This window comes from Amycolatopsis cihanbeyliensis (assembly GCF_006715045.1).
Classification (GTDB): domain Bacteria; phylum Actinomycetota; class Actinomycetes; order Mycobacteriales; family Pseudonocardiaceae; genus Amycolatopsis; species Amycolatopsis cihanbeyliensis.
In genome coordinates this window covers 4,580,857-4,599,332 of record NZ_VFML01000001.1, presented here as the reverse complement: position 1 = coordinate 4,599,332, position 18,476 = coordinate 4,580,857, and the positions used below count along the sequence as shown (strand labels likewise).

The 18,476-nt window shown below is 69.8% G+C and carries 18 protein-coding genes; 6 read left to right on the top strand and 12 right to left on the bottom strand.

From position 1 onward, the window contains the following. Position 1: 1 nt before the first annotated feature. A complete protein-coding gene (locus tag FB471_RS34615) occupies positions 2–730 on the bottom strand; it encodes a class I SAM-dependent methyltransferase (protein ID WP_211358085.1) in 729 nt (242 codons plus the stop codon). Positions 731–763: 33 nt separating this feature from the next. On the opposite strand from FB471_RS34615, the gene FB471_RS34610 reads away from it, so the two are divergent. Further along, positions 764–2,608, top strand: a complete 1,845-nt coding sequence (locus FB471_RS34610) for a S9 family peptidase (RefSeq protein ID WP_211358084.1) — start codon at positions 764–766, stop codon at positions 2,606–2,608. Between the two features lie 44 nt (positions 2,609–2,652). On the opposite strand, the gene FB471_RS20880 is transcribed toward FB471_RS34610, so the two are convergent. Further along, complete coding sequence (locus FB471_RS20880; RefSeq protein ID WP_142000096.1) at positions 2,653–3,129, bottom strand: Dps family protein; 477 nt, start codon at positions 3,127–3,129, stop codon at positions 2,653–2,655. 234 nt (positions 3,130–3,363) lie between these two features. Then, positions 3,364–3,948 carry an NADPH-dependent FMN reductase gene (locus FB471_RS20875; RefSeq protein ID WP_211358083.1) on the bottom strand — a complete coding sequence of 195 codons (585 nt, stop codon included), beginning with the start codon at positions 3,946–3,948 and terminating at the stop codon, positions 3,364–3,366. A gap of 245 nt (positions 3,949–4,193) precedes the next feature. Between FB471_RS20875 and FB471_RS20870 the strand changes: the two genes are divergently transcribed. After that, positions 4,194–5,252, top strand: coding sequence for an alpha/beta hydrolase (locus FB471_RS20870; RefSeq protein ID WP_142000095.1), 1,059 nt, complete (start codon positions 4,194–4,196; stop codon positions 5,250–5,252). Positions 5,253–5,324: 72 nt separating this feature from the next. Here FB471_RS20870 and FB471_RS20865 read toward each other — a convergent pair whose 3' ends face one another. The 3 genes from FB471_RS20865 to FB471_RS20855 all read right to left on the bottom strand — a co-directional run bounded on the left by FB471_RS20865 (position 5,325) and on the right by FB471_RS20855 (position 8,190). Beyond that, entirely contained in the window at positions 5,325–5,834 is a 510-nt protein-coding gene (locus FB471_RS20865; RefSeq protein WP_142000094.1) for a hypothetical protein, read from the bottom strand. A 437-nt stretch (positions 5,835–6,271) separates the two neighbouring features. Continuing rightward, positions 6,272–7,714 (bottom strand): catalase, encoded by a 1,443-nt coding sequence (locus tag FB471_RS20860; RefSeq protein ID WP_142000093.1) that lies wholly within the window; start codon positions 7,712–7,714, stop codon positions 6,272–6,274. After that, entirely contained in the window at positions 7,711–8,190 is a 480-nt protein-coding gene (locus FB471_RS20855; RefSeq protein WP_142000092.1) for a Fur family transcriptional regulator, read from the bottom strand. The genes FB471_RS20860 and FB471_RS20855 overlap by 4 nt, the downstream gene beginning before the upstream one ends. 132 nt (positions 8,191–8,322) lie before the next feature. Here FB471_RS20855 and FB471_RS20850 point away from each other — a divergent pair, with 132 nt between their 5' ends. Together FB471_RS20850 and FB471_RS20845 are read left to right on the top strand one after the other, a co-directional pair. Continuing rightward, a complete protein-coding gene (locus tag FB471_RS20850; protein ID WP_142000091.1) occupies positions 8,323–9,228 on the top strand; it encodes an alpha/beta hydrolase in 906 nt (301 codons plus the stop codon). A gap of 197 nt (positions 9,229–9,425) precedes the next feature. Then, complete coding sequence (locus tag FB471_RS20845; protein WP_142002236.1) at positions 9,426–10,577, top strand: MFS transporter; 1,152 nt, start codon at positions 9,426–9,428, stop codon at positions 10,575–10,577. Between the two features lie 50 nt (positions 10,578–10,627). On the opposite strand, the gene FB471_RS20840 is transcribed toward FB471_RS20845, so the two are convergent. The 5 genes from FB471_RS20840 to FB471_RS20820 form a co-directional block, all read right to left on the bottom strand. Then, on the bottom strand, positions 10,628–11,050 hold the full coding sequence (locus FB471_RS20840; protein WP_142000090.1) for a hypothetical protein: 423 nt from the start codon (positions 11,048–11,050) through the stop codon (positions 10,628–10,630). 22 nt (positions 11,051–11,072) lie between these two features. Next, positions 11,073–12,254, bottom strand: coding sequence for an RtcB family protein (locus FB471_RS20835; protein ID WP_142000089.1), 1,182 nt, complete (start codon positions 12,252–12,254; stop codon positions 11,073–11,075). 23 nt (positions 12,255–12,277) lie between these two features. Beyond that, on the bottom strand, positions 12,278–12,751 hold the full coding sequence (locus tag FB471_RS20830) for a hypothetical protein (RefSeq protein WP_142000088.1): 474 nt from the start codon (positions 12,749–12,751) through the stop codon (positions 12,278–12,280). Between the two features lie 141 nt (positions 12,752–12,892). After that, positions 12,893–13,957, bottom strand: a complete 1,065-nt coding sequence (locus FB471_RS20825) for an aspartate-semialdehyde dehydrogenase (RefSeq protein WP_142000087.1) — start codon at positions 13,955–13,957, stop codon at positions 12,893–12,895. 2 nt (positions 13,958–13,959) lie between these two features. Further along, complete coding sequence (locus FB471_RS20820) at positions 13,960–15,225, bottom strand: aspartate kinase (RefSeq protein ID WP_142000086.1); 1,266 nt, start codon at positions 15,223–15,225, stop codon at positions 13,960–13,962. A 152-nt stretch (positions 15,226–15,377) separates the two neighbouring features. Between FB471_RS20820 and FB471_RS20815 the strand changes: the two genes are divergently transcribed. Continuing rightward, on the top strand, positions 15,378–15,968 hold the full coding sequence (locus tag FB471_RS20815; protein ID WP_142000085.1) for a nitroreductase family protein: 591 nt from the start codon (positions 15,378–15,380) through the stop codon (positions 15,966–15,968). Between the two features lie 9 nt (positions 15,969–15,977). Here FB471_RS20815 and FB471_RS20810 read toward each other — a convergent pair whose 3' ends face one another. Beyond that, positions 15,978–16,430: a hypothetical protein gene (locus FB471_RS20810; RefSeq protein WP_142000084.1), complete on the bottom strand. Its 453-nt coding sequence runs from the start codon at positions 16,428–16,430 to the stop codon at positions 15,978–15,980. 249 nt (positions 16,431–16,679) lie between these two features. Here FB471_RS20810 and leuA point away from each other — a divergent pair, with 249 nt between their 5' ends. Then, positions 16,680–18,461: a 2-isopropylmalate synthase gene (leuA, locus tag FB471_RS20805; RefSeq protein WP_142000083.1), complete on the top strand. Its 1,782-nt coding sequence runs from the start codon at positions 16,680–16,682 to the stop codon at positions 18,459–18,461. Positions 18,462–18,476: the final 15 nt, after the last annotated feature.

Below are 18,476 nucleotides of genomic sequence, written 5' to 3'. Positions count from 1 at the left end.
CCTACGTGGGGGACGCTACGGGGGACGTCGCGAGGATCTCGACCCAGCACTGGCTGAACTCGCCACCCCCACCGCGAGCCCACACCCAGGCCGAACGCGCCGCGCTGGCCAGCAGCGCGCGATCGCTGCCCGCGGACTCCAGCGCCACGGCCAGCTCCGCCTCCACCGCACGCCCGAGCTCGCGGTAGTCCCGATCCGGCAGGTACCGCGTCCTGGAACGGACATCGGTGAACCCGGCCCGCTGCACCTGCTCGGCGACCCGCCTTCCGGCGAACGGGTTGCCGCCGTCCCGCCGCCGCAAGAGCTGGTAACCGCGCAGTGCGGCATCCACGTTCGCCGTCCTCGGCCGGATCCTCGCCCGGCTCCAGTCCGAAGTAGACAGCGCGAGTGCGCCACCGGGGCGGAGCACCCTGCCGAACTCGCCGAGCACGGCCGCCGGGTCGGCGACCCGCTCGAGCAGGGCATGCGCGAACACCACGTCCATCGAGTCGGCCGGAAACGGCAACGAATCCGCCGCGGCCGCCAGGAAGTCCACAGTAGATGAATCGGGTGCCGCGGGTGCCGTCTCGCCGAGCGCCCTGTCGACCCCGAGCAGCCGAACTCCACGCGTAGCCGCTTCGAGACCGAGCGTGATCGCCCCGCTCCCGCAGCCGGCGTCGAGTACCCGCATCCCCGGCCGCAGCAGCGGCAGCACGAAACCGGCGACGCCGGGCGAGTAACCCTCCTGCACGCCGATAACCCTACGGACTGGCAGGATCGGGGGGTGAACACGCAGCCGACCGCCCAGCACCCAGCAGCCATCGTGCCCGAGCGCCTGTTCGACGACGCGGCCACCGAGGACCGCTGGCGTGCGCGTTTCCGCGCCGCCCGCATGTCGGTTCCGGACTGGGCGCTGGATGCCCCCGGCCGCAACCTCTACGTCTCCAATGCCAGCGGGGTCTGGGAGGTCTACGCCTGGGACCGGGGCGGCGACGAACACCGGCGGGTGACCGACCGGCCGAACGGCACGCTGCACGCCACGCTCGCGCCGGACGGCGCGTGGATCTGGTGGTTCAACGACACCGACGGGGACGAGTTCGGCTCCTGGGTGCGCGAACCCTTCGGCGGGGGCGGCACGCCGGAGCCGGCGGTGGACGGGGTTCCGGACGGCTACCCGGCCGGGTTGGAGATCGGCCACCGGATCGTCGCGCTCGGGGTGTCCACCGACGAGGGCAGCTCGCTGTACGCCAGCACCGGCGGGCCGGCCACCCGGTTCTACACCAGCGAGGACGACGCCGGCGTCGCGGCGCTGTCCAGGGACGAGCGGCTGCTGGCCATCTCGCACTCCGAACACGGCGACTCCCGGCACCCGGCCTTGCGGGTGCTGTCCTGCGCGGAGTTCGAGCCGGTCGCCGAGAAGTGGGACGGCGAGGGCAAGGGGCTCGCCGCGCTCGAGTTCTCCCCGGTGCGCGGGGACTCCCGGCTGCTGGTGCTGCACGAGCGGCACGGCAGGGAGGAACTGCTGATCTGGGACGTGGCGGCGGACACCGAGACCGAGCTGGCGCTGGACCTGCCGGGCGAGGTCGCCGCGACCTGGTACCCGCGGGCCGATGCACTGCTCGTGGTGCATTTTCACCATGGCCGCAGCTCGCTGTACCGGTACGACCTGACCACCGCCGAGTTGTCCTCGTTGGACACCCCGGCCGGGCGGATCGGCGGTGCGGGCGTCCGCCCGGACGGCACCGTGGAGTACTCCTGGTCCAGCGCGGCCGAGCCCGCCGTGATCAGGGCGCGCACGGCCGGCGGTGGCGACCGGGTGCTGCTCAGCCCGCCCGGCGAGCGGGCGCCCGGATCCGCCCCGGTCACCGACGCCTTCGTGGAGGGCGAGGCCGGCACGATCCACGCGCTGGTCGCCCGGCCCGGCGGTGCGGCGGACGGCCCGCTGCCCACGGTGTTCACCCTGCACGGCGGCCCGCACGCCGCCGACGAGGACCGGTTCTCCGCCTACCGCGCCACCTGGCTCGACGCCGGCTTCGCCGTCGTGGAGGTGAACTATCGCGGCTCGACCGGGTACGGCTCGGCCTGGCGGGACGCGATCGAGGGTAGGCCGGGACTCACCGAGCTGGAGGACGTCGCCGCCGTGCACGACTGGGCGGTGCGCAGCGGGCTGGCGGACCCGGACCGCTGCGTGGTGAACGGCGCCTCCTGGGGCGGTTACCTGGCCCTGCTCGCGCTGGGCACCCAGCCGGACCGCTGGGCGGTGGGCGTCGCCGGCGTACCGGTCGCCGACTACCTCGCGGCCTACGAGGACGAGATGGAGCAGCTACGCTCGTTCGACCGCGCGCTCTTCGGCGGCTCCCCCGAGGAGAAGCCGCGGGTGTACACCGAGTGCTCACCGCTGACCTACGTCGACGCGGTACGCGCCCCGGTCCTCGTGCTCGCGGGCGACAACGATCCGCGCTGCCCGATCCGGCAGATCGAGAACTACCTCGACCGGCTGGCGGCCCGCGACGTGCCGTACGAGTTCTACCGCTACGACGCGGGCCACGGCTCCCTGGTGGTCGCCGAGACGGTCAAGCAGACCGCGATCGAGGTCTACTTCGCGCTACGCAGGCTCGGGCTGAGGTAGCGGGCACTCAGCTTGGTCTTTGGCCTCCGGGTCAAAGACCAAGCTCAGGCCTGCTGGGCCTGCCACATCCAGTGCGCCTCCTCGAGCTTGGCTGCGATCTCGATCAGCAGGTCCTGGGTCACCAGGTCGCTCTTGTCGGTCTCGTCGATCCGCGCCCGTAGCCGCTGGATCAGCTCGGCGAGGATGCCCACGATGGCGTCCACCGTGGCGGCGTCGGACTGCCAGTTGTCCGGGTACTCCGGCAGCCCGGAGCTCTCCAGGACGGTGCGCGCCTTGCCGTTGGGCGACACCCCGATGGCGTTGGCCCGCTCGGCCACCTCGTCGGTGTAGGTGCGCGCCGTGTTCACCAGCTCGTCCAACTGCAGGTGGACGCTACGGAAGTTCTTGCCGACGACGTTCCAGTGCGCCTGCTTCGCGGTCAGCGACAGGTCGATCAGGTCCACCAGCGTGGCCTGCAGCGCGTTGCCGGTGACCTCCTTCTCGCTTTCGGCCAGCGGGCTCTTGATCGGTGAGTGAGCCATGCCTCGCAGTCCTCCCTGCTCGCACAACGTTGCGACCTAGTGTCTATTCCGCGGTCGGGTTATTCAGGTCGGCAAGGCGCCTCGCCAGTGCGGTGACCTGCAACGACCTCCCGCCCGTCGCCCACCGCCACCCAATCGGTGGCGCTGCGCGCCGCGGTGACCACGGGCCTGGCGGCCCGCGGTCGCTGGGTCGTTCCGAATAACCCTCCTGGGGAGTACCCACGATCGCTGAGATCAAATCGTGGCGGCCGCCCTGCGGGCACGGGCGAACTCGACCACCTGGTCGCCGATGACGCGCAGGTTGCGCACGGTTCGCTCCTCCGAGGCACCACCGGCCTCGTCGAACTTCACCTCGGCGGTGTTCACCGCCCCGCCGAGCGGCGTGGGCCAGCCACGCAGGGCGTGCGCGATCGTGCGCAGTTGATCGAGGGTGGTGACCGCGGCCTGCCAGCCGAAGGCGACCGCGACCAGCCCGATGCCGCGCCCGTCCAGGTACGGCCTGCTGTCCGGCCGGAGGTCCTCCACGTAGTCCAGCGCGTTCTTCACCAGGCCGGACAGCCCACCGTGGTAGCCGGGTGAGACCACGATCAGCCCGTCGGCCGCCCGAATGGCCTCCACCAGCGCCGTCGCCTCCGGCGTGCGTTCGGTGGCGGTCGCGTCGTAGAACGGCAGCACCAGGTCGCTGCCGGTGATGGCCTTGGTCTCCGCGCCCGCCTCGGCCGCGCCGTCCAGCGCTATGCCGAGTGCGCGTTCGGACTGGGACCCGTCGCGCAACGAGCCGCCGATGCCGAGCACTGTGATCGCGTTGGAAGAACTCACGACTCCGAGGCTAGACCCTCGAGTTTGGTTGAGAGCCAGCTTTTCGTGCGGAGTCCTACCTCACATCGAATCTTGTACGAAGAGCGTGATGCGCAGCGGTAGGTACGGCCACCGTCCGCGCCGCACCCGTATCCGGGCGCCACGAGCCACCCTCCGCGAGCTCCGCCCGGATTGTGCACAACCCTCCCCTGGCGCCCGTAGCTACTCGTAAGTAACCTCAAGCGAGTACATCGCGAGGAGGAAAGATGGCGATACCCCTGCAGGTCCGGATCCAGGCCCTCGGGGCCCAGTTGCTGTATGCCCTGCCCCGGCCGGCGCGCAGGCTGATCGCGGGCAAGCCGATCCGCCTTGACGGGCAGGAGCTGGCGTTGGACGCGCAGTTGCTGCTGCGCCTGCAGCAACTCTCCGGCACCGAGCTGGTCGGCCGGAGCGTGCGCGGCTCGCGGACCGCGATCGACGAGGCGCGGCACCTGGTCAGTGGTAAGCCGATCCAGCCGGTCAGCGGCAGGGAGCTCACGATCCCCGCGGAGCACGGCGATCTTCCGGCGACCCTGTACACGCCGGAAGGCCTGCCGGAGGGGTCCGGGCTGCTGGTCTTCTACCACGGCGGCGGCTGGGTGATCGGTTCCCGGACCAGCCACGAGAACACGGCGCGTTTCCTCGCCAAGCACGCGCAGGTGCGGGTGCTGTCGGTGGAGTACCGGCTGGCTCCCGAGCACCCGTTCCCCGCCGCCACCGAGGATGCGCTGACCGCCTTCGACTACGCCCACGCCAAGGCGAGCGAGCTCGGCGCCGAGCCGAGCCGGATCGCCGTCGGCGGGGACAGCGCGGGCGGGAACCTCGCCGCCGTGGTCGCCCTGCGGACCACCCGCAGGGGTGGCCCGGCGCCCGCCTTCCAACTGCTGATCTACCCGGCGGTGGACGCCAGCGTGCGCCGGCGTTCGCGGGAGCTGTTCGGCGACGGCTTCTTCCTCACCGACGAGGCCATGACCTGGTTCATGGACCACTACGTCCCGGACCCGGACCGGCGCACCGACCCCCTGGTGTCCCCGCTGCTGGCCGAGGACGTGAGCGGGCTGCCACCCGCCTACATCGCCACCGCCGGGTTCGATCCGTTGCGGGACGAGGGCGAGGCCTACGCGGAGCGGCTGGCCGCGGCGGGGGTGCGGGTGGCGCTGTCCCGGCAGTCGGACCTGATCCACGGGTACGCGAACTTCCTCGGCATCGGGCGCCGCTGCACCGAGGCCACCGCCGAGGCGGCCGGGGCGTTGCAGGTCGGCCTCAGCCGGAACGCGGGTCACTGAATGACGGAATCCGGTGTGGATTTGCGTCCACACCGGATTCCGGCTCCCCTCTCCCATTCAGTTGGTCGTTCTTCAGGGCGCTGGTACCTCGGGAACCGGCAATTCCGGAACGCCGCCACCAAGCAGCCCACCGAGCAGATCGGTGAGCAGCGTCAGCAGGCTCTGCAGCAGGCCGGTGATCATGCTCAGCGGGTCGGGCAGTTCGGGCAGCCCCGGTACCGGTGGCACCTGGCGCGGCTGCGCCTTACCGGACAGCGCGTCGGACGTCTCGGTGCGCCACTGCTGCGCCGTGCCCGCCGTCTCCATCGCATCGGCCTGGATCTCGTAGCGCTGACCGGCGGAAATGTCGGTCAGCAACGGGTCGAGGTCGTCCAGCGCCCGCTGGGTGGCCTGGACATCGCCCGCGTACGCCACCTTGGTCAACTCATCCCGCAGCTCGAGGACCTGCGCTCCGGCCGCCTCGGTGCTGGACGAGCCCTTCCCGTTGTCGAGGACGCTCGCCGCGGCTACTCCGCCCGAAACCACCGCGAGCAGGCTGCCCACGGCAACCGCCGCTATTGAGCGGGCAATTTTGCCTTTCATTTCGTACCTCCTGGGCCCTTTAAAGACCTGACAGGTGTAATGCGTACCAACCGTGTCCATCGGCCACCAGCCGGTCACTTGGTCGGACGCATTCCTCACCCTTTACGTGATGAATTCGGCGAGCCGGCAAATACCCGCAAGTGATGAACACCCGACCATGACCCTCGCCCAGATGATCATGGATTCTCGATCAACAGATACGCAAAGTGACTTTTTCACCCAAAAGAACAAACAGGTAACCCACACGACGGTATTCGGTGATCGTTTCCCTTAGTCACCCGGTGGTGTTGGCGTGTCATATGGACCCCGCCGTGGTTCAGTCCCCCACGTTTGTCGCAACGACCCCTCCCGTCACAGCGGGGTCCCGCGAAAAGGACGGCGGCCCGGCGAGCGTTACCGCCCGCCGGGCCGCCGTCACCTCGTGGTGGGAGCGAGGTCTACCTGGTGAAGGCGCCCGCGACCTTGTCGCCGAGCGTCTTGTCCACGTTGCGCCAGTATTCGAAGACCCGCTCGAGCACGGGCTGGGATACGCCCTTACCGGCGTGCCCGATGATGTTGTTCGCGAGGCGCTCCCGCTGCTCGTCGTTCAGCACCGTGCGCACCATCGTGCCCGCCTGGCCGAAGTCGTCGTCCTCGGCGTGCTGCTTGTACGCCGAACGCAGCACCTCGCCGGTGGCACCGTAGGCCGAGGCCGTCTCACCGGCGAGCGCGGGGTCGGCGTGCGGGCCGCCGTAGGAGTTCGGCGCGTACACCGGGTCGGCCGGGTTGCTGTACCGCATCGGGCCGTCCTTGGAGTAGGTGTGCACCGGCGACTTCGCCGCGTTCACCGGCAGCTGCGTGTAGTTCGGGCCGATCCGGTAGCGGTGCGTGTCCGGGTAGGCGAACAGCCTGCCGAGCAGCATCTTGTCCGGCGAGGGCCCGATGCCGGGCACCAGGTTGGTCGGCTCGAACGCGGCCTGCTCGATCTCGGCGAAGTAGTTCTCCGGGTTGCGGTTCAGCACCAGCCTGCCGACCTTGATCAGCGGGTAGTCACCGTGCGGCCAGACCTTGGTCAGGTCGAACGGGTTGAACCGGTAGTCCGCGGCCTCGTCGTGCGGCATGACCTGCACGTACAGCGTCCAGCTCGGCTCGTTGCCGCGCTTGATGCTGTCGTGGAGGTCGCGGATGTGGTGGTCGGAGTCCGCACCGGCCAGCCGGTCCGCCTCGTCCTGCGGCAGGTAGTCGATGCCCTGGTCGGTCTTGAAGTGGTACTTGACCCAGAACTTCTCCCCCGCGGCGTTCTGCCACAGGTAGGTGTGCGAGGAGTACCCGTTCATGTGCCGCCAGGTCTTCGGGATACCCCGGTCACCCATCAGCCAGGTCACCTGGTGGGCCGACTCCGGACGCAGGGTCCAGAAGTCCCACTGCATGTCGTGGTCCCGCAGGTGGTTGTCCGCGCGGCGCTTCTGCGAGCGGATGAAGTCCGGGAACTTGATCGGATCCCGGATGAAGAACACCGGGGTGTTGTTCCCGACCATGTCGTAGTTGCCCTGCTCGGTGTAGAACTTGAGCGCGAACCCGCGCGGGTCCCGCCAGGTGTCCGGCGAGCCGAGCTCCCCGGCGACGGTGGAGAACCGCAGCAGCGTGTCGGTGCGCTTACCGGGCTGGAACACGTCGGCCTTGGTGAACTGGCTGACGTCCTCGGTGACCTCGAAGAACCCGAAGGCGCCGCCACCCTTCGCGTGCACCACCCGCTCGGGCACGCGCTCCCGGTTGAACTGCGCGTTCTTCTCGATGAGGTAGTGGTCCTGCAACAGGATCGGGCCGTTGGCTCCCAGGGTCAGTGAATCGTCGTCACTGGCAACCGGGATACCCACATTGTTGGTGGTCGGTTTGGTCACGCCGTGCCTCCTAGTCGTGGTGGACGCTCGCGGGCCGCCTGGTCGGCGGCTACGCGGTCAGAACAGTCGGAACACAGACCCCAGAACACCACTTCCGCCGCCTCCACCTCGAAGCCCGCCGCGTCCGACGGGTCGAGGCAGGGTGCCGAGCCGTGCACGCAGTCGACGTCCTCGGTACGCCCACAGCTACGGCAGACCAGGTGGTGATGGTTGTCTCCGGTCCTCGTCTCGAACCGCGCCGGATGCCCGGCCGGCTCGATCTTGCGCACCAGTCCAGCACCCGCGCAGGCACCGAGCACGTCGTAGACGGCCTGGGTGGAGACCGATCCGAGTAACTCTCGCGCACCGACCGCGACCTGCTCGGCCGTGGTGTGGGGATGGTCGGCGAGCCATTCGAGCACGGCGACCCGCGGCGCGGTGACGCGTAACCCGGCCGCTCTGAGGCGCTCCCGCACGGGATGGTCCTGGTATGGCATGACACGCACAGCCTGCCGAGTTTTCTGGAATGAGTCAAGAAAGCTCGCCGGGTCGGGGGATACCGCCCAGCTCCGGCTACGCTTACCGGGTAGTAGGTAGTCTCGGAAGAGCGTCCCGAAAGGGTGGTGCCCGTGGACCGGACCGAGGTCACGTTCCCCTCCGCCGGCCTCGACTGCGCGGCCTGGCTGTACCGGCCCGACGGGCCGGGTCCACACCCGCTGGTCGTCATGGCGCACGGGTTCTCCGGCACCAGGGAGCTGCGGCTGGACGCCTATGCCGAGCGGTTCCAGGCGGCCGGGCTCGGGGCGCTGCTGTTCGACTACCGGTTCTTCGGCGCGAGCGCCGGGCAGCCGCGCCAGCTACTGGACATCACCTGCCAGCTGCACGACTGGCACCACGCCGTGGCCTACGCCCGCGGCCTGGACTGGGTGGACCCGGCACGGATCGGGCTGTTCGGCTCCTCCTACTCCGGCGGCCACGTGGTGACCGTCGCCGCCGAGGACCCGCGGATCGCCGCGCTGGTCGCGCAGTGCCCGTTCGCCGACGGCCTGGCCACCGTGCGCCGGATCGGGCCGCTGCCCGCGTTGCGGCTGACCGGGCACGCGTTGCTGGACCAGCTCGGTGCGCTGGCCGGCCGGGAGCCGCACTACGTTCCCGCGGTGGCCGCGCCGGGCGCCGCCGGGATGATGACCACCCCGGACGCGAAGCCGGGCATGGAGGCGCTGGTGCCGGCCGAGACGAACTGGCGCAACCGGGTGGCCGCCAGGGTCGGGTTGCGGGTGCCGTTCTACCGGCCGGGGCGCAAGGCTGGCGCGGTGCGCTGCCCCGCGCTGTGGTGCGTCACCGACCGGGACAGCCTGTGCCCCGCGGAGAACACCGTGCGGCACGCGCGCAAGGCACCGCGGGGCGAGATCCAGCGGTACCCGATCGGGCACTTCGACATCTACCTCGGCGAGTGGTTCGAGCGGGCGGTGGCGGACCAGACCGAGTTCCTGCGCAGGCACCTGCTCGCGGGGTCGCCCGGCGAGGAAACGTAGCAGCTCCGCGGTGCCGAACCGGGGGTCTCCTCGACGAGCCGGTGCCCCGCGTTCGGCACATCCACCGTTCGGCCCGCGGGGGGTACGTGCGCGCCGGAGGCAGGACAAATTAGTTGCACGCTCGTACCATGTTGCGATTGTCTCGGGACGTGCAGTCGTTCCGCCACGTCCTCGGCACGCCCCGGGTGCCGACCACGATGCTGCTGATGTTCTTCGCCAGGGTGCCGATGACGGCGATGGGCATCACGCTGACGCTGCACGTGGTCAGCGACCTCGGGCGCGGGTACGGCGCAGCAGGCCTGGTGGGCACCATGACCATGGCGGGCAGCGCGCTGGGCGCCCCGCTGCTCGGCAGGCTGATCGACCGGCACGGGCTACGGCCGGTGGTCGCCGGCTGTGCCGTGGTCTCCTGCGCCTACTGGGTGAGCACCCCGCACCTGCCCTACCTGGCGTTGCTGGTCGCGGCGTTCCCGGCCGGGATGCTCGCCGTACCGGCCGGGTCGATCGCGCGGCAGATCCTCACCGCCCTGGTGCCACCGGAGCGCCGGCGCGCGGCGTTCTCCATGGACACCATCTCGGTGGAGACCTCGTTCATGATCGGCCCCGCCGCCGGGATCGCGCTGGCCACCCAGCTGTCCTCCGACCTGGCGCTGACCTCGATCGGGATGGCGTTCGCGCTGGTCGGGATCGCGCTGTACACGATGAACCCGCCGATCCGGGCGACGAACGAGGTGCAGGCGACCACCGGAGTCCGGCCGCCGATCCGTTCGTGGCTGAGCGCAAGGCTGATCGCCACCCTGCTCATCGCCTGCGGCGCGCTGTTCGTCCTGATCGGTACCGAACTCGCCGCGCTGGCCGCCCTGCGCGACTCCGGTGAGGTCGGCTGGACCGGCCTGGTGATCGCGGTGATGTGCGCGGCCTCCCTGGTCGGCGGGGTGATCCACGGGGCGGTGCGGCGCTCGCTTTCCCAACTCACCCTGATGATCCTGCTCGCCGTGCTGGTGCTGCCGGTCGGGCTGTTCGAAGGCTCCTGGTGGCTGCTTGCGCTCGCCCTGATCCCGACCAACCTGGCCTGCGCGCCCACGCTGGCCGCCACCACCGAGTCGGTCAGCTCGCTGGCGCCGGCCGCCGTGCGGGGCGAGGCCATGGGGATGCAGGACTCCGCGACCCGGCTGGGCATCGCCATCGGCAACCCGGTGGTCGGGTTCGTCATCGACCATTCCTCGCCGGCCATGGGTTTCGTGGCCTCCGGTCTCGGCGGGTTGGCTCTCGCCGCGTGCGGAGTGCTGCTGCAACGCGGCGCGGCGGCCGGAAAACCGGCCGCCCTCGCTTCCGCCGTGCGGGAGTGAGTCGCCGCTGGTCGAGATCGGCTACGGCGGCCGGGTGAGCCGGCACCCGGTCAGAGGCAGATCTGGCGCAGGTTCTCCAGGTTCTCCGACTGCTTGCGGATCCAGTCGTTCATATTGGCCAGCCGATCCGCCTTGGCCCGCTCGACCTCCACGTAGCCGTCCGCCATGGCGAGCAGGGACTCGCGCAGGCTGGCGTCCGCCACCTGGTTGCCCAACTCCTGCAACTGGTTGGCCTTCTCCCCGGCCTCGGCCTGCAGTTGCTGCGGATCCGGAACCTCGGGGTTGAAATCGGCGGTGATACCGAGTGCCTCGGAGCAGGCCCCGGCCTTGTCCATCGCACCCTGTGCCTGGTCGATGGCCTGGTCGGCGTCGTTGACCGCGTTGCCCAGGTCCTCACCGCAGCCGGCCAGCGGCAGGCACAGCAGCGCGAACAGGCCTGCCGCCGCCCGGATTTTCCTGTTTCGCCCCATCATGCGGCCAGATTACCGGGGTGGCTCATCCCTTGACACACACCACCTGCTTGAGGTGCGCGACCACCTCGACCAGGTCGCGCTGCGCGGCGATCACCGAGCCGATGTCCTTGTACGCCGACGGGATCTCGTCCACCACGCCCTTGTCCTTGCGGCACTCCACCCCGGTGGTCTGCTCGACGAGGTCCTCGGCGGTGAACGTCCTGCGCGCCTTGTTCCTGGACATCCGCCTGCCGGCCCCGTGCGCGGCGGACCGGAACGAGCGCTCGTTACCGAGCCCGCGCACGACGTAGGAACCGGTGCCCATGCTGCCCGGGATGATCCCGAGCTCGCCCGCGCCTGCCCGGATCGCGCCCTTGCGGGTGACCAGCAGATCCACGCCGTCGTAGGTCTCCTCGGCGACGTAGTTGTGGTGGCAGCTGATCGCGTCGTCGAACCGGGTGCCGGGCACGGTGTCCGCCAGCGCCTGCTTGATCAGCGCCACCATGGTCGCCCGGTTGCGTGCGGCGTACTCCTGCGCCCAGAACAGGTCCCTGCGGTAGGCCGCCATCTCCGGGGTCCCGGCCACGAACACGGCGAGGTCGCGGTCCGGCAGGTCGGCATTGTGTGGCAGCCCGCGCGCCACGTCGATGTGCCGCTCGGCCAGCTCCTTGCCGATGTTGCGGGAACCGGAGTGCAGCATCAGCCAGACCCGGCCCGCGTCGCCCTGCTCGAGGCAGACCTCGATGAAGTGGTTGCCGCCGCCGAGGCTGCCCAGCTGCGCACGCGCCCTGCCACGCAGCCCGCGCACGCCCTCGTGCAGGTGGTCGAAGCCACGCCAGAACTGGTCCCAGCCGCCGACCCCGTGGACCCGCGCCGGGTTCACCGGGTTCTTGTGCATCCGGAACCCCACCGGAACCCGCTGCTCGATCCGGCCGCGCAGCGTCCCGAGGTCGTCCGGAAGATCCGCGGCGTACAGCGAGGTCCGCACCGCGCTCATCCCGCAGCCGATGTCCACGCCGACCGCCGAGGGCGACACGGCGTCCCGCATCGCGATGACGCTGCCCACGGTCGCACCCTTGCCGTAGTGCACATCCGGCATCACCGCCAGCCCGCGCACCCACGGCAGGTTCGCGACGTTGTGCAGTTGGCGCATCGCGACGTCCTCGACCGAACGCGGATCGGCCCACATCCTGATCGGTACCCGTGCGCCCTCGACGGTGTACATGATCTCCCCTCGGTGGTTTCGTTTCAGGTCACCAGAGAATCCCGCGCCGCGGGCGGCGCCTCAACTGGTTTTGCCGGACTCCGCCCGCGCAGCAAGCCGATTCCGAGGGTGACCACGCCGGCCGCCAGGCTGGCTCCGCCGAGGAACAGCAGCACGATCAACCCGTTCGGTCCGGTGACCCCGGAACCCATGGCGGAGAAGAAGAATCCGGCCGGCATCAGGATCGCGGCGGCCGGAATGCCGGTGCGGGCCAGGATCCCGACGCGCCCGTGCAACCGGGCCGCGTCGGCCATGAGCAGGCCGACCAGCCCGAGCGTGACGAGCATGCCGGCATGCGCGTGCCCGGCACGGAAGAAGGACTGCTGGAACTCGGTGGTCGGCACGCCACCGGTGACCACCCTGGCCATGAACAGCCCGCCGAACTCGACGCCGACGAGACTGAGTAGCAGGATGCCCGCGATCCGGCGGGAATGCGGGCTGAGACTGAGCGTGTGCATGATCGGACCCTCTCCACGAGCGGCGCATCCGGGTGTTTCACAACAACGTTATGAAACACCCGGGTGCGCTCGCGGTCAAGCGGTACCCGATCGACCTCTCAGTAAACCCTCAGCAGGCGGGAAGCCCCTGCCCACACCGGGTCAGAACTCGGTGGCCAGGTTCTCGGCGACCTCGTAGGTGTTCAGCGCGGCACCCTTGCGCAGGTTGTCCCCGCACACGAAGAAGTCCAGCGTGTTCGGGAAGTCAAGGGCCTGCCGCACCCTGCCCACGTACGTCGGGTCGCCACCGACGACATCGGCCGGGGTCGGGAACCGGCCCCGCTCCGGCTCGTCGATGAGCACAATGGACTGTTGTGCCTCGAACACCTTGTGCGCGGACTCCACTGTCACCTCGCGGGCGAAGGTGGCGTGCACGGCAAGCGAGTGCGTGGTGACCACGGGGACCCGCACGCAGGTCGCCGACACCTTGAGGTCCGGGATCCCGAGGATCTTGCGGGACTCGTTGCGTACCTTGAGTTCCTCGGAGAACCAGCCGTCGCCCTTGTAGGAACCGGCCGAGGGAACCACGTTGAGGGCCAGCGGGGTCCCGGCGAACGGCGAGTCGGCGAGGGAAAGGCCCGCGGCCTCGACCGCGGCTCGGACGTCCCCCGCCCGGGCGCCGAGTCCCTTGCCGGCCACGGCGTCCAGCTCGCCGTACAGCTGGTCGATGCCCTCCTGGCCGGCGCCGGAGGCGGCCTGGTAGGAGGCGATCACCAGCTCGGTGAGCTGGAACTCGCGGTGCAACGCGCCGAGCGCGGCCATCATGGAAAGCGTGGTGCAGTTGGGGTTCGCGATGATCCCCTTAGGACGGTCCGCGACCTTGCCCGGGTTCACCTCGGGCACCACGAGCGGCACCTCGTCGTCCATCCGGAACGCTCCGGAGTTGTCCACCGCGACCGCGCCGCGGGCCACCGCGACCGGAGCCCACTCGGCGGAGACCTCGTCCGGCACGTCGAACATCGCGATGTCCACGCCGTCGAAGGCCTCGGGGGCGAGCGCGACCACGGTCCGCTCCTCGCCGCGCACGGTGATCTTCTTGCCGGCCGAGCGGGGCGAGGCGATCAACCGGATCTCGCCCCAGGGCACGGATTCACGGTTGTTGATGATGTCGATCATCACGGTGCCGACCGCGCCGGTCGCACCGACCAGAGCCAAAGTAGGGGCCATTGTCAGCGTCCACTCCCTGCGTAGACGACGGCTTCCTCGTCGCCGCCGAGTTCGAATGCCTCGTGGATCGCGCGCACGGCGTCGTCCACCTGCGCGTCCCTGATCAACACCGAGATCCGGATCTCCGAGGTGTTGATGATCTCGATGTTCACCCCCGCCTTCGCCAGCGCCTCGCAGAACGAGGCGGTCACCCCGGGGTGCGAGCGCATACCGGCACCGACAAGGGAAACCTTCCCGACGTGGTCGTCGTAGAGCACGGCGGTGAAGTCGAGGCTCTCCTTGATCGCCTCCAGCTCCTCCACCGCCTTCGGACCGTTGGCCTTGGACAGCGTGAAGGTGATGTCGGTGCGGCCGGAGCTGGTGTTGGAGATGTTCTGCAGCACCATGTCGATGTCGATCTCGGCATCGGCGACCACCCGGAAGATCTGCGCCGCGGCACCGGCGTGGTCCGGGACTCCGGTCACCGTGATCTTGGCTTCGGACCGGTCATGGGCAACACCGGTGATCAACGCTTGTTCCACGGGGATCTCCTCAATCGAGCCGGCAACCGTCGTACCCGGCTTGTCACTGTAGGAAGAGCGAACACGGATCGGCACTCCGTAGCGCCGGGCGTACTCCACGCAGCGCAGCATCAGCACCTTGGCGCCGGAGGCCGCGAGCTCGAGCATCTCCTCGTACGGAACGGTGTCCAGCTTGCGCGCGTTCGGCACGATCCGCGGATCGGCGGTGTAGACGCCATCGACGTCGGAGTAGATCTCGCAGACGTCGGCGTTCAGGGACGCGGCCAGCGCCACCGCGGTGGCGTCGGACCCGCCACGGCCGAGGGTGGTGATGTCCTTAGTGTCCTGTGCGACGCCCTGGAAACCGGCCACCAGCGCGATGTATCCCTGCTCCAGCGCCTCGGTGACCCGGCTCGGTGTCACATCGATGATCCGGGCGTTGCCGTGCACCGAGGTGGTGACCACGCCTGCCTGCGATCCGGTGAATGACCAGGCCTCCGCGCCGTGCGCCGAGATCGCCATGGCGACCAGCGCGTTCGAGATCCGCTCACCGGCGGTGAGCAGCATGTCCATCTCGCGCTCCGGCGGTACCGGGTTGACCTCCTCGGCCAGCTCCAGCAACTCGTCGGTCGTGTCGCCCATGGCCGAGCAGACCACGACCACCTCGTTACCGGCCTTCTTCGTGGCCACGATCCGTTCGGCCACGCGCTTGATGCGGTCAGCGCTCTCCAACGACGAACCGCCGTACTTCTGGACCACGAGCGCCACTTCGCTCGAACCTCCCTCACTGGGACGGGCCACTCCCAGCTGCCGGGGGCTTCGCGTCCCACTTGATTAGTCAGAAAGCCTACCCGCGGCAGGTTTCGGCACCATCTCACCGTGTGGCGTCGGCCACTTCCGGGGGATGGAATCATGCGGGCATGGACAAGATCGCCGAAACCAGCGTGGCGGTGCACGACCTGATCGCCCGGCGGTGGAGCCCCCGCGCCCTCGACCCCGCGGCGGAGATCGACGACCGCCGGGTGCGCGCCCTGCTCGAGGCGGCCCGCTGGGCGCCGTCCTCGGGCAATACCCAGCCCGCCCGCTTCCTGCTCGGCCGCCGTTCCGAGGCCACCTTCACCCGGATCCTCGGCACCCTCGCCGAGGGCAACCAGGGCTGGGCGCACCGGGCGGGCGTGTTGCTGATCGGCTGCGCCGTCACCCGCAACGAGAAGGGTGAGATACCACTCAGCGAGTACGCGGTGGGGCTGGCCAGCCAGAACCTCGTGCTCCAGGCGGTGGCCGAGGGCCTGGTCGGGCACCAGATGGCCGGCTTCGACGCGGACGCGGTCCGGCGCGAGTTCGCCCTCCCCGAGGACGTGCGCCCGGTGGTCGCCATCGCGGTGGGTACGCAGGTTGAGCCGGAGATCCTGGCCGAGGACCGCAGGATAGAGCGGGAGCGGGCACCGCGCAGGCGCATCCCACTCGCGGAGTTCGCGTTCACCGGCGAGTGGGGCTCGCCGGCGTTCTGACCGGCCCGGCTACAGCGAGGAGCCGCCGACCCGCCGGATGATCCTGGCCAGGATCGCGGAGACGACCAGCCAGAACACCGCGGCGATGCCGTAGTTGACCAGCGCCCGCAGCTGGGCGCCCTCGGGCGTGAACATGTCCTTGAACCCGACCACGAGGGTGTCGGACACGTCGTTCACGAAGGACACGATGCCGTTGTCCGGGTTACCTTCGCCGATCACGAAGACCACGTGCAGCACCAGCACCAGCGCGAAGAGCAGGCCGACCCAGCGCACGACGCCGGCGGTCAGGCCGGCCGCCCGCTCCCGGACCGCGCGCCAGTCGACCTTGCGCGGCGGGGCGGGCTCGGGCTCCGGCCTGCGCTGGGTGGACGGCTGGGTGGAGGGCTGGGTGGAGGGCTGGGTGGAGGGCACAGCCCTGGTGGCCTCGTCCTCGTCGTCGGGCTGCTGAGCGTGCTCGGCCATGGAGGGAGTCTCGCATGTGACAACGGGCAACGCTACGGGCGAGTAACCCTCTCGGGCCAGCGCGGGTAACGGTTTGGTCGCAGCCGGGCTTCCCCTACCCGGGAGGCCGTGGTTAGAGTGGCCTCGTGGCACGTGCTCTCCTGCTTCGCTGCCGCGACGGGGCCTGACCAGACCGGCTCCTCGTCGCGGGGCTTTGTGGTGCCGCCGGTCGGTTGTCGACCTCCAAACCCAGCAGGAGCCTTCCTCACCATGAGCACGCCCGAAACGCCTTCCCACCGGATCCACACGCCGTCCAGGCCGCCGGCCGATGGCCAGCCGAGCTGGAACCCGCAGCGCGGTAGTTCGATGCCGGTGCACCGCTACCAGCCGTGGTACCGCCTGGTCGAGGACATCGACCTGCCCGATCGCACCTGGCCCGCCAAGCGCATCGAGCGCGCCCCGCTGTGGTGCGCGGTCGACCTGCGGGACGGCAACCAGGCGCTGATCGACCCGATGTCGCCCGCCCGCAAGCGCAAGTTCTTCGAGTTGCTGGTGCGCATGGGCTACAAGGAGATCGAGGTCGGTTTCCCCGCGGCCAGCCAGACCGACTTCGACTTCGTCCGGGAGGTCATCGAGGACGGGGCGATCCCGGAGGACGTCCGCATCCAGGTGCTGACCCAGTGCCGGCCCGAGCTGATCGAGCGGACCTTCGCCGCGCTGGAGGGTGCGCCGCAGGCGGTCGTGCACGTCTACAACTCCACCTCGATCCTGCAGCGGCGGGTGGTGTTCCGCGAGGAGCGCGAGGGCATCAAGAAGATCGCCACCCAGGCCGCTGACCTGGTGCTGGAGTACGCGGCGAAGTACTCCGACACCGACTTCCGGTTCCAGTACTCGCCGGAGTCCTACACCGGGACGGAGCTGAGCTACGCCGCCGAGGTGTGCAACGCCGTCACCGAGATCTGGCAGCCGACCCCGCAGCGGCCGGTGATCCTGAACCTGCCCGCCACGGTGGAGATGGCCACGCCGAACGTGTACGCCGACTCGATCGAGTGGATGCACCGGAACCTGGAGCGGCGGGACGGGGTAATCCTGTCGCTGCACCCGCACAACGACCGCGGCACCGGGATCGCCGCGGCCGAGCTGGGATACCAGGCCGGCGGGGACCGGATCGAGGGCTGCCTGTTCGGCAACGGCGAGCGCACCGGCAACGTCGACCTGGTCGCGCTGGGGATGAACCTGTTCAGCCAGGGCATCGACCCGCAGATCGACTTCTCCGATATGGACGAGATCAAGCGGACGGTCGAGTACTGCAACCAGCTGCCGGTGCCCGAGCGCAGCCCGTGGGGCGGAGACCTGGTGTTCACCGCGTTCTCCGGCAGCCACCAGGACGCGATCAACAAGGGTTTCGACGCGCTGCGCCACGAGGCCGAGCGGGCCGGGGTCCCGCTGGAGCAGTACCGGTGGGAGGTCCCGTACCTGCCGATCGACCCCAAGGACGTCGGCCGCACCTACGAGGCCGTGATCCGGGTGAACTCGCAGTCCGGTAAGGGCGGCATCGCCTACATCATGAAGAGCGAGCACCAGCTCGACCTGCCGCGGCGGCTGCAGATCGAGTTCTCGCAGACGATCCAGAAGCACACCGACTCCTCCGGCGGCGAGGTGGACCCGGACACCATGTGGCAGGCGTTCTCCGCGGAGTACCTGCGGCCGGGCAACACGCTCGAGCTGGTGCGCCAGCACGTCACCGACAACGGCGGCGGCGAGTACGAGATCGCGGCCACCGTGCGGGTGGACGGGGACGACAACGAGGTGCGCGGGCGGGGCAACGGGCCGATCGCGGCCTTCTTCGACGCCCTGTCCACCGTCGGCTTCGACCTGCGGCTGCTGGACTACAGCGAGCACACGCTCACTCCCGGCGACGACGCCAAGGCGGCCTCCTACATCGAGTGCGCCATCGACGACCGGGTCTACTGGGGCGTCGGCATCGATCCGTCCATCGTGGTCGCCTCGCTGCGTGCCGTGATCTCCGCCGTCAACCGCGCCCACCGCTGATCGGGCGAGTTGCGC

Bases quoted from the DNA above. Each gene is read 5' to 3' on its own strand.
- FB471_RS20810 (WP_142000084.1), bottom strand. From the start codon at position 16,430: ATGGCCGAGCACGCTCAGCAGCCCGACGACGAGGACGAGGCCACCAGG.
- FB471_RS20835 (WP_142000089.1), bottom strand. From the start codon at position 12,254: ATGTACACCGTCGAGGGCGCACGGGTACCGATCAGGATGTGGGCCGAT.
- FB471_RS20825 (WP_142000087.1), bottom strand. From the start codon at position 13,957: ATGGCCCCTACTTTGGCTCTGGTCGGTGCGACCGGCGCGGTCGGCACC.
- FB471_RS20865 (WP_142000094.1), bottom strand. From the start codon at position 5,834: ATGAAAGGCAAAATTGCCCGCTCAATAGCGGCGGTTGCCGTGGGCAGC.
- FB471_RS20845 (WP_142002236.1), top strand. From the start codon at position 9,426: ATGCTGCTGATGTTCTTCGCCAGGGTGCCGATGACGGCGATGGGCATC.
- FB471_RS20870 (WP_142000095.1), top strand. From the start codon at position 4,194: ATGGCGATACCCCTGCAGGTCCGGATCCAGGCCCTCGGGGCCCAGTTG.
- FB471_RS20880 (WP_142000096.1), bottom strand. From the start codon at position 3,129: ATGGCTCACTCACCGATCAAGAGCCCGCTGGCCGAAAGCGAGAAGGAG.
- FB471_RS20815 (WP_142000085.1), top strand. From the start codon at position 15,378: ATGGACAAGATCGCCGAAACCAGCGTGGCGGTGCACGACCTGATCGCC.
- FB471_RS20840 (WP_142000090.1), bottom strand. From the start codon at position 11,050: ATGATGGGGCGAAACAGGAAAATCCGGGCGGCGGCAGGCCTGTTCGCG.
- FB471_RS20855 (WP_142000092.1), bottom strand. From the start codon at position 8,190: ATGCCATACCAGGACCATCCCGTGCGGGAGCGCCTCAGAGCGGCCGGG.
- leuA (WP_142000083.1), top strand. From the start codon at position 16,680: ATGAGCACGCCCGAAACGCCTTCCCACCGGATCCACACGCCGTCCAGG.
- FB471_RS20830 (WP_142000088.1), bottom strand. From the start codon at position 12,751: ATGCACACGCTCAGTCTCAGCCCGCATTCCCGCCGGATCGCGGGCATC.